This window comes from Arthrobacter sp. SDTb3-6, assembly GCF_013376095.1.
In the GTDB taxonomy this organism is placed as follows: domain Bacteria; phylum Actinomycetota; class Actinomycetes; order Actinomycetales; family Micrococcaceae; genus Specibacter.
Genome location: NZ_JAAMFN010000030.1, coordinates 16,018 through 29,626, shown reverse-complemented (window position 1 = coordinate 29,626; position 13,609 = coordinate 16,018). Strand labels below are relative to the sequence as shown.

Below are 13,609 nucleotides of genomic sequence, written 5' to 3'. Positions count from 1 at the left end.
CCGGGAGCAAGGGAACAATTCCGCCACACGGCCGCTCACCGCGGGCCGCGGGAATCGCCGGGTGCCGCGCCGTCCGGCGGGGCTTCCTGGCTGGTGACCAGGACGGGGCACCGTGCGTGGGCAATACAGGCCTGGCTGACCGAGCCCAGCAGCAGACCGGGAAAGCCGCCGCGCCCGCGCCGACCCACCACCAGCATCTCGGCGCCTTCGCTGGCCTCCAGCAGCACCTGCCGGGGGTGACCCTTGACCAGCAGGGCGGAAACGTTCTCCGGGAGGCGCTCCCCAAACGCCTGCCTCATGGTCTCGTCGAGGACCTTCCGGGCACCGTCCTCCAGCTTCACGGTGCCCAGTGCATAGGCGACCGCGAGTGCGGTGGGCACACTCCAGCAGGCAACCGCGTCAACCCTCGCGCCCGTCGCACCTGCAATGCGGGCAGCGGCCGTGAGGGCCTCAACCGAAGCGGCGGACCCGTCGACACCAACCACTATGCGTCCCATGCCTGTATCGGTGTTCATGCGGCTTTTCCCGTCGTCGTTTTCCCGGTTCATGCCCAATACTGCTGGGGCCGCGCGACGGTGTACAGGGCCAAAGGGCCCTCTTGGGGGCGGGCAGTGGAGCCATGGCCCGGCAGGCCCGGGAGCGTAGCAGCCTCACCCGGGCCTGCATCACCACGGCAGTGACCTTGGCCTCTGGAATTCACGCGGTTCGGGGGCTACGCTGCCCCCATGCCCAACCACTTCGAACGCTACGCCCAAGTTGCCGAGATACTGGCCCGCCACGGGTTGGGGTCAGTGGCTGCCGCATTGGGCCTTGGACGGTTGCGCCTGGGCACCCTGCCGCGCGGGACGGGCGCGCTGGCCAATCCGGACCGCCTGGTACTGGCGCTGGAGGAGCTGGGACCCACGTTCATCAAGCTCGGGCAGGTACTGTCAACCCGCCCTGACATCCTGCCCCGGGACTACATCGTGGCATTGTCAAGGCTGCAGGATGGTGCCCCGCCCGTGCCGACGGCTGTTGTCCGGTCCCTCATTGAACAGGAGCTGGGGGCGCCTCCGGATGAAGTCTTTGGCACGTTCACCGACACGCCTCTGGCCAGCGCGTCAATCGGCCAGGCGCACGCGGCCACACTGCACGATGGCACCGCCGTCGTGGTGAAGGTGCGCCGGCCCGGCGTCGTGTCCCAGGTGCAGGAGGATCTGGAGATCCTGCAAAACCTGGCGCACCGGGCCAGCCGTAATTGGGCGGCGGCCGCCGACTTTAATGTTGAGGGCGTCGCTGCCGCTTTCTCGGAAACCCTGCGGGCCGAGTTGGATTATTTGCACGAAGGACGCAACGCGGAGAGGTTCGCCCGGAATTTTTCGACCCGCACCGGCATCCACATACCGAAAATATACTGGGACACCACCACATCCCGGGTCTTGACGATCGAAAGGATATATGGCCTGAGGATCGACGATCCGCAAGTCGCCGCGATGGCTGCCGTTGACAGGGACAACCTGGCCGCCCTGGCCGCCAACGCGGCTGCCAAGATGATCTTTGAAGACGGGTTCTTCCACGCCGACCCACACCCTGGGAATTTCTTTGTTGAATCGGGCGGACGAATTGGCCTGATTGACTTTGGGATGGTCGGTGAAGTGGACGAACAGCTCAGGGACCGGCTGGGCAGGCTCCTGCTCGCCTTCAGCCGGAACGACGCTGGGCGGATCAGCCGTGCCTTGCTAGACCTCTCTGTCAACGGTGCCGCACCTGACCGCGCCCTCCTGACGCTGGATGTGGCCCATTTTATGGAGCAGTACCAAGGCAGGCGCCTGGGCGAAATTCACCTCGCCCCGTTGATCAACGAATTGGTGGCCATCCTACGCAGCCACCACCTGCAGCTGTCCAGCGAAATTGCCATGCTCGCGAAAATGGTCGTCATGACCGAAGGCATGGGAGTGCGCCTGAACCCGGAGTTCAATCTCGGCGAAGTTCTCAAGCCCTTTGCCACGCGGCTGGCGCTGGAACGGCTCAGCCCAAACAGGTTGCCCGCAATGATCAAGAAACTTGGCCTCGAAGCGGCCGACCTGGGCGCCGAATTCCCAGAGCGGCTGGAACGAATCCTGCAACAGCTTGACCGCGGCGTGGAGGTCCACCTGCGCACGGAGGAAATCGTGCCCCTGGTTGCCCGGGCCGAACGAATCGGCAATCGGTTGCTTGCAGGGCTTCTGCTTGCAGCCTTCATCCGCGGCATCGGCGACTTGACGGCCGCCGACCGTGAACACCTGCGTTCCTGGCAAGACAGGCTGCTGGCTGGCGGAGTGGGGGCGATGGGCGTCATGGGCGGGTATCTGGCCTGGACGGGCCGGCCAGGGTTGCGGGCGCGCCGTTAGTAGCGCTCCGGCTCCGCACCCAGCTGGAACTTACGTCCGCTCACGCTGGATGGGGTGATTTCCACGTACGTCCACTTGCGGGTTTTAAGCCAGGGCTCAAGCGGGAGACGGTCGGCGGCGTCAATTTCCGTTTGGGACTCCAGGATTCTGGCGGTGCCTTTGACCACGACGCTCCAGGCGGCACCGTCGCTGACTTCGTCGGCCTCAAACGCAACCCGGGAATTAATGGTCAGCTCGGCAAGCTTGCTGCCTGGATTGGTCCGGATCCAGACCTTGTCCCCCGAAGCGAAGAAATTCAGCGGAAAAACGTCCGGTTGGTTGGCGACGCTCACGGCCAGCCGGCCAAACCGGCTGCCCTCAAGCAGCCTCCAAGCCTCGTCACAGGTCAAGACAACTCCAGGATCCTCATCACGGTTCATGGACTGATCATGGCGCCGATCCGTGCTGGTGCCTAGGGTCCAAGGTCCACTGTTGCACACTTTATACAACCGCCGGGAACCGGTACCGAACATCCACCCCGCATTGGGGACTTTGGACCGTGGCTTTGGGCCATTGCCGGAGCGACCATGGAAATATCCCGCCACCGGGCGGGCAACCATCAAGGAGGTAGGTTCCCATGAAGAAATGGACCCGTTGGCAGGACTGGGCTGCCGTGGCGGCAGGAGCAGTGGCCGCCCTTTCCACACTCTGGACAACACAGACCACGTCATCGACGTGGCTGATGGTTGCCCTCGGCGTGCTCATCGCAGCCAGCGGTGCAGTCAACCTTGCCGCACCGGACGCGCCATGGATTGAGTGGCTACAGGTCGTCCTGGGCGCAGCCCTGGTCGTTTCACCCTGGGCCGGATCCTACACTGGACACTCCGGAGCGGCCTGGACGTCATGGATCGCCGGGGCCGTTGTGGTGGTTGCCACCGGCCTGGCCATCAGCCCGAGCACTGCCGCCCACCACCACGCGATCCCATCGCACTAAGGGGAACGGGAAGCGCCGGCCGGCCCCGTTAACGGGGCCAGGCCGCTGACGCCTCGCCATTGCTTCGTATTCACAACTGAGGAAAGACCCAAGGAAGGCATCATGGAACTCTCTGAGCATGAATTGCGCATCCTTCACGAACTCGAAGAGGACTTAAAGGATGGAAGCCCCCGACTGGCGCGGGCGTTGGGCGCGCCCGGCAAACCGGGCAGCGCTGTCTGTCGCCTCGTGCTGGGCACAGCAGGCATGGGAATTGGCATCGCCCTGATGGTCCTTGCCCTTGCCTTCAGGTCAGCCCCCATGGGCGCCGTGGCCTTTGCCGCAATGACTGCCGGCGCGTTTGTCGCGTCGCCTCCGCGCACCCCTTTCGGCACGCGGCGTGCACATGTCTGGAATGCGGCCCACGACAGGAAGGCCGCAGACCAGTAACCTGCCAGGACGCCTTGCCCGGCGGACCTGCCTGTTGGAGAATGGGCCTTCGCCAGCGGCATCAAAATTTGCACCTGGTTCAGCGCCACCTTCAGGTGGGGCTGGCACGCTTAAGCGATGGAAGTGAGGGAAACCATGGACACAGCACGGCAGGCCTCCGGCGCTCCGCCGGCCATCCGCGTCTTCGTCCTTGACGACCACGAACTCGTGAGGTTGGGACTCCAGGACCTGCTGGAGGGACATGGCTTCACAGTGGTGGGTTCGTCCGGCTCCGCGGCGGAAGCGGCCAGGCTGATCCCGGCGCTGCGCCCTGACGTCTCCGTGCTCGATGCCCGGCTGCCCGACGGTACCGGCATTGAGGTGTGCCGTGACGTGCGCTCCGTTGACCCCTCCCTCAAGTGCCTGATCCTGACCAGCTACGACGACGAACAAGCCCTCAGGGGGGCCGTGCTGGCCGGCGCGTCCGGGTACGTCCTGAAGGAAATCGGCGGCACTGACCTGGTCACGGCGATCAAGCTCGCTGCCCACGGCGAATCGCTCTTCGACCGGGGCCTTCGGCAGAAGATCATTGAAGGGCTCAGTGAGCCCGCCCAGCTGGATCCCCGCACCGCCACCCTGACAGCCCAGGAGCGCAGGGTCCTGGCACTGATAGGACAAGGCATGACCAACCGCCAAATCGGCCAGGAGCTCTTCCTCGCCGAGAAGACGGTCAAGAACTACGTTTCCTCGCTATTGGCCAAGCTTGGTTTCGAGCGGCGGACGCAGGCAGCCGTCTACATCACCCGGAAATAGTCCCGAGGGGTACGTCTACTCCAACTCGGCCTTCGAGGGGCCCTGCGCACCTTCCGGTTGCAGGGGAACCGACCAAAAGAACCTTGTCCCCCGCTGTCCGGCGCTGCCCACCTGGAACGCCCCGTTGAGGTTCAAGGCACGGGCTTCCATGTTGGCCAGCCCGCTGCCACCGCCGGGGGTGCCGATGCCACGCCCGTCGTCAGTGACGGTGATGCTCATGGCCCCGTCTCCGGCTGTGACGACAATCTCGATTTCTCCAGCCTGTGCGTGCCGTACCGCATTGCTGACACCTTCGGAAACCACGGCAAGCACTTGCCCGGCCACGTCAAGCGGAACACGGGAATCCACGGGTCCGGACAATACGATGCGCGGCGCAAAGGAAAGTGATTTGGAGACCTTGCGGACAGTTGCCAGGATTTGGCTGCTGAGCAGCTCCGTTTTACTGTCATTTTCGCGGAGTGCATAAATGGTGTCCCGCAGTTCCTTGATGGTCGCATCCAGCTCACCGGTGATGGCACGGAGGCGTGCAAGCGCCTCCTGCCCGGGGATGAACCTGGCCAGGCTTTGGACGTTCAGCCCAACGGCGAACAACCGCTGGATGACGACGTCGTGGAGGTCCCGGGCAATGCGGTCACGGTCAGTGAACAAGACCAGTTGTTCTCGGATTCGGCGGGCCTTGGCAAGCTCCAGTGCCAGGGCGGACTGGGCACAGTAGACGGCCGCCATCTCGCAGGTCAGGGAAGAAAATGCAGGACCGCCCCTGGCACGCACCAGCGCCAGCAGGCCGTGTTCGGCTCCGGCCGTGCCAAGCCGTGCCAGCAGTGCCGGGCCGGCCGGGCCCCGGTACGCGCGCCCCATGAGGCCTGATGCCGCAGCAAATGTTGCCGGCCTGCCCGATTCCAGCACACCGCGCATGTGGCGGCCCTCCAGGTCCAAAAGTCGCCCCTCCCACTCCTGCGCGCCCCCGCCAACGCCTGCAAGGATGGCAACCTGGCCGGCCTCGTTGGGCGCACTGGTGATAAACACCACGGCCGACTCCGACGCTTCAAGGGCCATTTGGGCCACAAACAGCAGACCGTCCCCGGCGTCATCCCCGAATGGGCCCATAAGGCGCACAGCCACATCCCGGCCGGCCCCCAGCCAGCGCGTTCGCAGTTGCGCATCATCGAACAGTTGGGCGTTTTCAATGGCAAAGCCCGCGGCGCCGGCAAGCGCCACTGCCAGTTCCTCGTCGTCGGCCGTGAACAGCTGCCCGCCCCTCTTTTCGGTCAGATACAGGTTTCCAAACACGGCGTCCCGAATCCGGATGGGCACGCCCAGAAAGGTCCGCATGGGAGGATGGTGCTCCGGAAACCCGTAGGACGACGGGTGGTCGTGAAGGTTGGGGAGGCGGATGGGGCGTGGATCGCTGATCAACAGCCCCAGCACGCCATGGCCTGTGGGAAGCGGGCCAATCAGCTTCGCCACGTCCGGAGCAATGCCTTCCGTGACAAAGTGGCTCAACCCCCCGGCTTCCCCAATGACGCCCAAGGCGCCGTATTCTGCGTCCAAAAGGTCACAAGCGGAGCGAACAATCCGACGCAGGACTGCCTCCAGGCTCAGCTCTTCGGCAATGGAAATGACAGCATCGAGCAATCCCCGCAGCCGCACCCTGTCATGCTGGTGCCGCAAACCGCCCGTGGCAGACGGCGGTCCGTCGTCGTCACGACCTTCGTCTCCCACCGTGTTGCCTCCTTCCTGCCCCCCGGGCGGCAAGGCCCCAAGCAATGCTGGATGGGCTGCCTGGCCCCTGCGGCGATTTTACGGCAAGGCCGACAGGGGGTCCATGGGCCGGACGGGCCCTATGGCCCTACCGGGACAGGGCAGGATGCCATACGCTCAGCCCATGACGCACAAACCAGCAGCCACACGAACGGAAGACCTGGCCATCCACGAATGCTGGGCCCTGCTTCGCGGCGTATCCGTGGGCCGGCTCGCAGTGTGGGACGGGGACCATCCGGACATCTTCCCCATCAATTACACCGTGGACCACGGCACGCTCATCTTTCGGACCGGCGAAGGCACCAAACTCACAGCCGTCCGTGGCGGCCACCCGGTCGCGTTGGAAGCCGACGGCGTCGACCCGGACACGGGCATTGCCTGGAGTGTGGTGGTCAAGGGCTCAGGCCAACTGCTCACGTCCACCGAAGACCTGCTCGACAGTTTTTCGCTCCGGCTCTTCCCGTGGCATTCGGGCCGGAAGGACAATTTTGTGCGCATCGTGCCAACAGCGGTGACGGGGCGCCGGTTCCAAGTCACCCAGCCTGCGGAATGGTGGACCGCCCAGGCAAATACGCACCGCGCAGCGCCGGAATAGGCCCGCGGCCAAGGGGCCCAAAGACCCTAACCACCGGCGTACGTCCGCCGTAGCGTTTGGGATATCGGCCCCGCAGCCGCCCGAGCCGGCACCCGACGAATGGACCCATCATGAAAGCGCTGATCTACCATGGCCCCGGCAGCATGTCCTGGTCGGAGGCACCCCGTCCTGAGGTCCTCAACCCAGGCGACGCCATAGTCCAAGTTGACACCACCACCATTTGCGGCACCGACCTTCACATCCTCAAGGGCGATGTCCCCGCCGTGCAGCCGGGGCGAATCCTTGGCCACGAAGGAGTGGGCACGGTGGTGGAAACTGGTCCGGGAGTGCACGATTTTGTGGTGGACGACCGGGTGCTGATTTCCTGCATCAAGTCCTGCGGCCACTGCCCGAACTGCCGTTCGGGCCTCTATTCCCACTGCCTGGGCGAAGAGGGCCAGGCAGGCATCGGCTGGGTCTTCGGTCACCTCATCGACGGTACGCAGGCAGAGTATGTCCGGGTTCCCTATGCAGACAACTCCCTGTACAAAGTCCCGGAGGGCGTCAGCAACGTCGAAGCAGTCATGCTCTCCGACATTCTCCCCACCGGCTTTGAGATCGGCGTCCTCGCCGGCAAGGTGAGCCCGGGGGACGTCGTTGCCGTCATCGGGTCCGGCCCCGTGGGGTTGGCCGCCATCACCACGGCCGGATTGTGCGGTGCCGGAACCATCGTCGCGATTGACCGCGACGCCAACAGGCTTCGTCAGGCAATGGAGTTTGGGGCTACGGATGCCGTCGACTCCGGCAGCACCGGGTGGCAGGAAAAGGTAACCGCCATGACTGATGGTGCAGGGGTGGACGTGGCCATTGAGGCCGTAGGCCTGCCTGAAACCTTTTCCATGGCCCTTGCCCTGGTCCGCCCGGGCGGCCACGTTGCCAATGTCGGCGTCCACGGCACCGGCGTCGCGCTTCCCCTCCAGGAACTGTGGATCAGGAACATCAACATCAGCATGGGCCTGGTCAATACCAACACCACCCCGATGCTGCTCAAGCTCGTGGCCCGGCACAAAATCCCGGCGGCCAAGTTCGCCACCCACACCTTCACCTTCGACCAGGCGCTTGAGGCCTACGACACCTTTGCCCGAGCCGCGGAAACGAAGGCCCTGAAGGTCATCATCGAACGCGTTCCCGTCCAGTCCTGAAAGGCGCCACCATGGAACAAGTCACCATCATCGGCAGCGGGCACATGGCCCGGGCCATAGCGGTCCGCATGCTTGCGGGCAGGCATTCAGTGCAAATACTGGGGCGCAACGGTCAAAAGACCCGGGAGCTCGTCGAATTTCTGGGTGCCGGAGCGCAAGGCGGCGGCGAAGGCGCAGCCATCGAAGGAGGAATAGTGTTCCTTGCCGTACCCTTCGAGGAGGGCAAAAACACGGTGCTTGTCTACGGCGAGGCATTGGCCGGAAAGGTCATCGTCGACATCAGCAATCCCGTTGACCTGTCCACCTTCGACCGCCTGCTGGTCCCGGCCGGGACTTCCGCGGTCGAGGAAATCGCACGGCACGCCAGTCCGGACGCCCACATTGTCAAGGCCTTCAACACCTGTCTGGCCAAGCCGTTGGAGGCAGGATCCGTAGCCGGACTCCCCCTGGACGTCTTCATCTCCGGAGACTCCGAACAGGCCAAGGTCAAGGTCAGTGCCGTCGCGGCGGCCTCGGGACTGCGTCCCATCGACGTCGGTCCGCTGCGCAGGGCACGTGAACTCGAGGCCATCATGCTCCTTGTGATGGGCCTGCAGCTCAGCCCTGACCAGGACAACTTCAACTGGGACACGTCCCTGAAAATCCTCCCATAGGACAGCCATGAACCCCGCAACGCACCGTTCACAGCGCATTGTCGTTGGCATTGACGGCTCTGACTACTCCACTGGCACCTTGCAAACCGCAGCAGACTTGTCCGCAGCCCTAAACCTGCCACTGGTGGCCATCAGTTGCTGGAGCCGCTCGGACATCTACTTCGCGGCCCAAATTCCCGTTGGCGGCTTTCCGGAGGCCGACCTGCTCGAACGTGAAGCCACCCGGTTGGTAGACGACGCCGTAGAGCGTGCCTTTGGTCCGGAACGTCCTTCCGGGATGTCCATTGGCATCAGGTACGGCCATCCAGGCCAGATCCTCGTGGAAGAAAGCGCCAACGCCCGTTTTCTGATACTGGGCCGGCGTGGCCGCGGCGGGTTCCTCGGACTGCGGCTGGGATCAGTGTCCGCGGCCTGCGTCGCCCACGCCCACTGTCCCGTGGTCGTCGTCAACGGGCCGGAGTAGACAGCCATCGACAGCCAACGGCGGGGCAGATCACGCGCGGCATCAGGGGGCTTCATCCACCGCCACCCCACGTTCGCAGCCACTCTCCTTGTGGGCGGCGTTGTCCTGATGTTATGGGTTCTGGGCCACCAGGGCCGTGCCCAAGTCCTGGGCAGCGTTTTCGCCGGGGCCGCCGCCGTTCAGCGCGGGGCGGTCATGATCCGTGACATGGTCCACGGCCGCTGGGGAGTTGACATCCTGGCTCTCACCGCCATTGTCAGTACTGTCGCAGTCGGCGAATACATTGCGGCCCTGATCGTGGTGCTGATGCTCTATGGAGGCTCGGCACTGGAAGACTATGCCACGGCGCGGGCCAAGGGCGAGCTCAGTGCGCTGCTGGACCGTGTCCCACAAACAGCGCACCGGGAGCAACCCGGAGGGAAGCTGGAAGATGTCGCTGCAACCCAGATCGTGCCGGGGGATGTCCTGGTGCTCCGCCCGGCCGAGGTGGTGCCGGTCGACGGAAGGCTGCTCTCCGCCGCCGGGTCCTTCGACGAGTCCGCCATTACGGGCGAAAGCCTGCCGGTGGAGTTGGTCCGGGGCGGGAGCGTTCTCAGCGGTTCCGGCAATGGCGCGGCCGCCGTGCGGCTTGCTGCCACCGCGGCCGCAGAACACTCACAATACAGCCGAATTGTGGCCCTGGTCCGGGATGCAGCCGCCAGCGGGGCACCTGTGGTCCGCCTCGCGGACCGCTATGCGGTCCCCTTCACAGTCCTGGGACTGGTCCTTGGCGGCGTGGCCTGGTTGATCAGCGGCCAGGCGCTGCGATTCGCGGAAGTGCTCGTCGTGGCCACCCCCTGCCCGCTGCTGATCGCCGCCCCGTGGCATTTCTCGGCGGCATGAGCAGGGCAGCCAGAAACGGGATCATTGTCAAAGATGGCGGAACCCTTGAACAGCTCACCCAGATCCGGACCGCGGTCTTCGACAAGACGGGAACACTGACGCACGGACGTCTGGCACTGGAGGAAATCAGGCCGGCCCGTGGGCTGGCACCTGCGCTCACTTTCGGAAAGCTGCTGGCCTTCGCCGCCTCGGCGGAACTACATTCCTCGCACGTCCTCGCCTCCTCGGTGGTCGGCGCGGCGTTGGCCCGGGGCCTGGACCTCTCACGGCCCTCTGAAGCAGTGGAACATGCAACCGAGGGCATCTGCGCAATGGTGGACGGGCACCACGTTGCCGTGGGAAAGCGTTCCTTCCTCCAAGTGGACTGCGGGCCCATTGCCGAGGAAGACCTTGCCGGCGGCCAGTTCGCCGTTTATGTCGGGATTGACCACACCTATGCCGGCGCCCTCATCATGAGGGATCCCCTGCGCGAAAACGCCAAGGCAACGCTCTCCTCCTTGGCGGGCTTGGGCGTGCAACGCACGATGGTGGTGACCGGCGATGCACCGTCGACAGCGGGGCATGTCGCCGACCTGGCAGGGATTGCGGAGGTGCGAGCCGGCTGCCGGCCCGAGGAAAAAGTCGCCGTAGTCCGGATGCTGTCGCCACGCCCGGTCATGATGGTCGGGGACGGCATCAACGACGCACCCGTGCTGGCCGCTGCCGACGTTGGCATGGCCATGGGTGCAAAGGGATCCACGGCGGCCAGCGAGTCTGCCGACGTCGTCATCATGGTCGATGACCTGGCCAAGGCTGCCACGTCCGTACGGATCGGCCAGAAAACCATCGGCATTGCCGTCCAAAGCATCTGGATCGGAATCGGGCTGAGCGTAGGCTTGATGGCCGCGGCCGCCGTTGGACTCATACCTGCCGTGCCCGGTGCGCTGAGCCAGGAACTCGTCGATCTCGCCACCATTCTCAATGCGCTGCGGTCACTGAAACCGAGGGAAAAGGCCACCGCGGCAGGTCCGGCCGCCACGCCATCGGCAGCGCCACTGCCAGCCCGCCCCACGGTGCAGGTACACGAGGACCGGACGGGTGCGGACGGGACGATTTCAGACTAGGCATTTCCTGACGTGCCTGGGCCCGTGGTCACGAGCAGGGGGCAGCCAATGCGGGCCAGGACAACCGAGCCGATGGCGCCGGGCCGCATGTGCCTGACGCTCTTGCGGCCCCGGCTGCCCACAACCAGCAATCCCGATCCCCCGGCGGCCGAGGCCAAGGCTTGGGCAGGGGTGTGCCGTGTGTCAAGCACGCGGTGAACCTCCAGCCGTGGATGGCGGGCCGCGATGGCAGCCACGGCGGCTGCGAGGACCTCTTCTCCGGCCTCCAATGCGCCAGGCATTACCTGCCCGTCCCGGGGCTTGCCCGGCGTCCCCGGTCCGGTGTGGGTCAAGGCGTGTACAACGGTCAGTGCCTGCCCGGACATCTCTGCCTCTCCCGAGGCCACCTGGAGTGCCAGGTCCGCTTCCGGGGAGCCGTCAACCCCCACGACCACGCCGGTTCGGGCTGTTTCGAGGACGGGAATGATCGCCACGGTACAGGCACTGCGGATCACTAGTTGCGGGCCGACGGCGCCGAAGCCCTCGCCATGTGCGTCGGCGGGCTTGTCGCTGCCCACCACCACCATGCCGGCCTCATGGGAAAGTCCCCCCAGGACCGCGACGGGTTCACCGTGTTTGATGGTCGTATGGATCGTCAATCCTGGAAACAGTGCCGCCAACCGGGCCCGTTCCTCATCAAGGGTGTGGGCAGCCGCTTCGAAACCGGCCCTGGACCGGGATGCCAAGCCCGGGTCCGTGGCGTCAGGTACGGTGAAGACAAGGCGCATGTCGCTGCAGTACCGGTGCGCTCGCCGGGCAGCCCAGTCCGCTGCGGCCTTGGACGCGGGTGACCCGTCGCTGCCGACGACGATGGTGTTGGACATGTGCACTCCTGTGCTGTGTGGGGCCGGATTTGTGCTCCTTGGTGTGAATCTACCGTGGATGCTGCAGGCTGACCGTTTCCAGGTGTTCCGGGACGCGGGCGGGCCAGCCCAAGTCGTGTTTGATGCGGAGCCTGAGGGCATCGGCCGAGTCGGGTTCCCCGTGGGTGATGTAGGTCATCCGCGGTGCCTTGGGTGCGGATCGCATCCAGTGCACCAGCGCATCCGAATCGGCGTGGGCCGAGAAGCCGTCCATCGCAGCGACCTCCGCCCTGATCGGCACGTCATCGCCGTAGATTCTCAAGGTCGTCCCGCCCCGGGCCAGGGCCGCGCCACGCGTTCCCGCAGCCTGGTAGCCGGCCAGGACAATTGCGTTCCTGGGGTCACTGCCGTAGGCACTGATGTGGTGGAGGATCCTACCGCCAGTCAACATTCCACTGGCGGAGATAATGATCATCGGTCCGCCGCGAAGGTTAAGAAGCTTGGATTCATCTGCTGTCCGGGTCATGGTGGCGAGCTGGTACATGGCCGAAAAGTCCCGCTGGTTCAGATGGTGCTCGTCACGGTGCTGTTGGTAAATGTTGGAGGCGTCAATGGCCATTGGGCTGTTGAGGAAGATCGGCAGGGACGGGATCTTGCCGCGGGCCAGCAGACGGGACAGCGCCAGCAGGATTGTCTCGGCGCGCCCCACGGCAAAGGCCGCGATGAGCACCACTCCTCCGCGCTTGGCCACCCTGCCTACCAGTTGCCCCAGCTCCTCGGTGGGGTCCGTGTGGGCGTGCGTCCGGTTGCCGTAGGTTGACTCGGTCACCAATACGTCAACAGACTCCAGCGCACGGGGAGGATTCATAAGTGGGTCGTCGGCACGCCCAAGGTCCCCTGTGAAGTGGATGGCGGCCCCGTCGAGCTGCAGGTGCACCTGGGCTGCCCCAAGAATATGGCCGGCGGGAACCAAGGTGGCTTCAACTCCTTCCGCCGGTTCGAACGGCGCATCGAAATCATGCACCTGGAAGCTCTTCAGCGCCTTGACCGCATCGGCCGCCGTATAGAGCGGCTTGGGCGGATGATGCATGGAGGATCCGCGCCGGGCTGCAAACTGGGCTTCCTCTTCAAGCAGGTGGCCGCTGTCCGGCAAAATAAGTCCGCTCAGCTGTGCCGTTCCGTCCGTGGCATGGATCGGGCCGCCGTACCCGTCCCGGACCAGGGCTGGCAGGTATCCGGTGTGGTCAAGATGGGCGTGGGTGATGATGACAGCGTCGATGGAGCTTGCGCGCACAGGAAGCGGGGTCCGGTTGCGCTCACGCAACGCCTTGTAGCCCTGAAACAAGCCGCAGTCGACCAGGACTCGGCGATGGCCCGTGTCCAGGAGGTATTTGGAACCCGTAACGGTTCCTGCCGCGCCAAGAAACCGAAGGGTTGGAAACTGGTCCTCTGTCATGGTTTTCCTTTCTGCCGGCAATGGGCGCACATGGGTCCTGGCCGCCCCTGCCAGCCAAAAGGCCGCGTGGCGGTCGTTTCAACTCAACTACAACAGCCGGGTGAAGGTTT

At 64.9% G+C, this 13,609-nt stretch carries 15 protein-coding genes; 10 read left to right on the top strand and 5 right to left on the bottom strand.

Annotated features, from left to right (window positions below):
- Positions 1–35: 35 nt before the first annotated feature.
- Positions 36–515, bottom strand: coding sequence for a universal stress protein (locus G6035_RS14305; protein ID WP_176617774.1), 480 nt, complete (start codon positions 513–515; stop codon positions 36–38).
- A 210-nt stretch (positions 516–725) separates the two neighbouring features.
- Here G6035_RS14305 and G6035_RS14300 point away from each other — a divergent pair, with 210 nt between their 5' ends.
- A complete protein-coding gene (locus G6035_RS14300; protein ID WP_176617773.1) occupies positions 726–2,369 on the top strand; it encodes an AarF/ABC1/UbiB kinase family protein in 1,644 nt (547 codons plus the stop codon).
- On the opposite strand, the gene G6035_RS14295 is transcribed toward G6035_RS14300, so the two are convergent.
- Positions 2,366–2,788 (bottom strand): pyridoxamine 5'-phosphate oxidase family protein, encoded by a 423-nt coding sequence (locus G6035_RS14295; protein WP_176617772.1) that lies wholly within the window; start codon positions 2,786–2,788, stop codon positions 2,366–2,368. The two genes, G6035_RS14300 and G6035_RS14295, sit on opposite strands and share 4 nt — an antisense overlap.
- Before the next feature lie 197 nt (positions 2,789–2,985).
- Here G6035_RS14295 and G6035_RS14290 point away from each other — a divergent pair, with 197 nt between their 5' ends.
- The 3 genes from G6035_RS14290 to G6035_RS14280 all read left to right on the top strand — a co-directional run bounded on the left by G6035_RS14290 (position 2,986) and on the right by G6035_RS14280 (position 4,563).
- Complete coding sequence (locus tag G6035_RS14290; protein ID WP_176617771.1) at positions 2,986–3,342, top strand: SPW repeat protein; 357 nt, start codon at positions 2,986–2,988, stop codon at positions 3,340–3,342.
- A gap of 102 nt (positions 3,343–3,444) precedes the next feature.
- Positions 3,445–3,771: a DUF3040 domain-containing protein gene (locus tag G6035_RS14285; protein ID WP_176617770.1), complete on the top strand. Its 327-nt coding sequence runs from the start codon at positions 3,445–3,447 to the stop codon at positions 3,769–3,771.
- A gap of 135 nt (positions 3,772–3,906) precedes the next feature.
- Positions 3,907–4,563 (top strand): response regulator transcription factor, encoded by a 657-nt coding sequence (locus tag G6035_RS14280; protein ID WP_256128002.1) that lies wholly within the window; start codon positions 3,907–3,909, stop codon positions 4,561–4,563.
- Positions 4,564–4,578: 15 nt separating this feature from the next.
- On the opposite strand, the gene G6035_RS14275 is transcribed toward G6035_RS14280, so the two are convergent.
- A complete protein-coding gene (locus G6035_RS14275; protein ID WP_371131021.1) occupies positions 4,579–6,285 on the bottom strand; it encodes a GAF domain-containing protein in 1,707 nt (568 codons plus the stop codon).
- Between the two features lie 163 nt (positions 6,286–6,448).
- On the opposite strand from G6035_RS14275, the gene G6035_RS14270 reads away from it, so the two are divergent.
- The 6 genes from G6035_RS14270 to G6035_RS20190 all read left to right on the top strand — a co-directional run bounded on the left by G6035_RS14270 (position 6,449) and on the right by G6035_RS20190 (position 11,201).
- The gene (locus G6035_RS14270) at positions 6,449–6,919 is read left to right on the top strand and encodes a pyridoxamine 5'-phosphate oxidase family protein (protein ID WP_176617768.1); all 471 of its coding nucleotides are present in this window, start codon (positions 6,449–6,451) and stop codon (positions 6,917–6,919) included.
- A gap of 110 nt (positions 6,920–7,029) precedes the next feature.
- Positions 7,030–8,100, top strand: coding sequence for a zinc-dependent alcohol dehydrogenase family protein (locus tag G6035_RS14265; protein ID WP_176617767.1), 1,071 nt, complete (start codon positions 7,030–7,032; stop codon positions 8,098–8,100).
- A gap of 11 nt (positions 8,101–8,111) precedes the next feature.
- Entirely contained in the window at positions 8,112–8,753 is a 642-nt protein-coding gene (locus G6035_RS14260; RefSeq protein ID WP_176617766.1) for an NADPH-dependent F420 reductase, read from the top strand.
- Between the two features lie 7 nt (positions 8,754–8,760).
- Positions 8,761–9,216 (top strand): universal stress protein, encoded by a 456-nt coding sequence (locus G6035_RS14255; RefSeq protein ID WP_176617765.1) that lies wholly within the window; start codon positions 8,761–8,763, stop codon positions 9,214–9,216.
- A gap of 90 nt (positions 9,217–9,306) precedes the next feature.
- Positions 9,307–10,098, top strand: a complete 792-nt coding sequence (locus G6035_RS20195) for a hypothetical protein (RefSeq protein ID WP_371131020.1) — start codon at positions 9,307–9,309, stop codon at positions 10,096–10,098.
- A complete protein-coding gene (locus G6035_RS20190; RefSeq protein WP_256128001.1) occupies positions 10,095–11,201 on the top strand; it encodes an HAD-IC family P-type ATPase in 1,107 nt (368 codons plus the stop codon). Before G6035_RS20195 ends, G6035_RS20190 begins: the two co-directional genes overlap by 4 nt.
- Here G6035_RS20190 and G6035_RS14245 read toward each other — a convergent pair.
- Both G6035_RS14245 and G6035_RS14240 read right to left on the bottom strand, forming a co-directional pair.
- A complete protein-coding gene (locus G6035_RS14245; RefSeq protein WP_176617764.1) occupies positions 11,198–12,064 on the bottom strand; it encodes a universal stress protein in 867 nt (288 codons plus the stop codon). The two genes, G6035_RS20190 and G6035_RS14245, sit on opposite strands and share 4 nt — an antisense overlap.
- Positions 12,065–12,113: 49 nt before the next feature.
- Positions 12,114–13,499 carry an MBL fold metallo-hydrolase RNA specificity domain-containing protein gene (locus G6035_RS14240; RefSeq protein ID WP_176617763.1) on the bottom strand — a complete coding sequence of 462 codons (1,386 nt, stop codon included), beginning with the start codon at positions 13,497–13,499 and terminating at the stop codon, positions 12,114–12,116.
- Positions 13,500–13,609: the final 110 nt, after the last annotated feature.

What these genes read in the sequence shown, in the direction of transcription:
- G6035_RS14295 (WP_176617772.1), bottom strand. Translation starts at nt 2,788, where the DNA reads ATGAACCGTGATGAGGATCCTGGAGTTGTCTTGACCTGTGACGAGGCT.
- G6035_RS14290 (WP_176617771.1), top strand. Translation starts at nt 2,986, where the DNA reads ATGAAGAAATGGACCCGTTGGCAGGACTGGGCTGCCGTGGCGGCAGGA.
- G6035_RS14305 (WP_176617774.1), bottom strand. Translation starts at nt 515, where the DNA reads ATGAACACCGATACAGGCATGGGACGCATAGTGGTTGGTGTCGACGGG.
- G6035_RS14255 (WP_176617765.1), top strand. Translation starts at nt 8,761, where the DNA reads ATGAACCCCGCAACGCACCGTTCACAGCGCATTGTCGTTGGCATTGAC.
- G6035_RS14240 (WP_176617763.1), bottom strand. Translation starts at nt 13,499, where the DNA reads ATGACAGAGGACCAGTTTCCAACCCTTCGGTTTCTTGGCGCGGCAGGA.
- G6035_RS14270 (WP_176617768.1), top strand. Translation starts at nt 6,449, where the DNA reads ATGACGCACAAACCAGCAGCCACACGAACGGAAGACCTGGCCATCCAC.
- G6035_RS14280 (WP_256128002.1), top strand. Translation starts at nt 3,907, where the DNA reads ATGGACACAGCACGGCAGGCCTCCGGCGCTCCGCCGGCCATCCGCGTC.
- G6035_RS14285 (WP_176617770.1), top strand. Translation starts at nt 3,445, where the DNA reads ATGGAACTCTCTGAGCATGAATTGCGCATCCTTCACGAACTCGAAGAG.
- G6035_RS20190 (WP_256128001.1), top strand. Translation starts at nt 10,095, where the DNA reads ATGAGCAGGGCAGCCAGAAACGGGATCATTGTCAAAGATGGCGGAACC.
- G6035_RS14265 (WP_176617767.1), top strand. Translation starts at nt 7,030, where the DNA reads ATGAAAGCGCTGATCTACCATGGCCCCGGCAGCATGTCCTGGTCGGAG.
- G6035_RS14300 (WP_176617773.1), top strand. Translation starts at nt 726, where the DNA reads ATGCCCAACCACTTCGAACGCTACGCCCAAGTTGCCGAGATACTGGCC.
- G6035_RS14245 (WP_176617764.1), bottom strand. Translation starts at nt 12,064, where the DNA reads ATGTCCAACACCATCGTCGTCGGCAGCGACGGGTCACCCGCGTCCAAG.
- G6035_RS14260 (WP_176617766.1), top strand. Translation starts at nt 8,112, where the DNA reads ATGGAACAAGTCACCATCATCGGCAGCGGGCACATGGCCCGGGCCATA.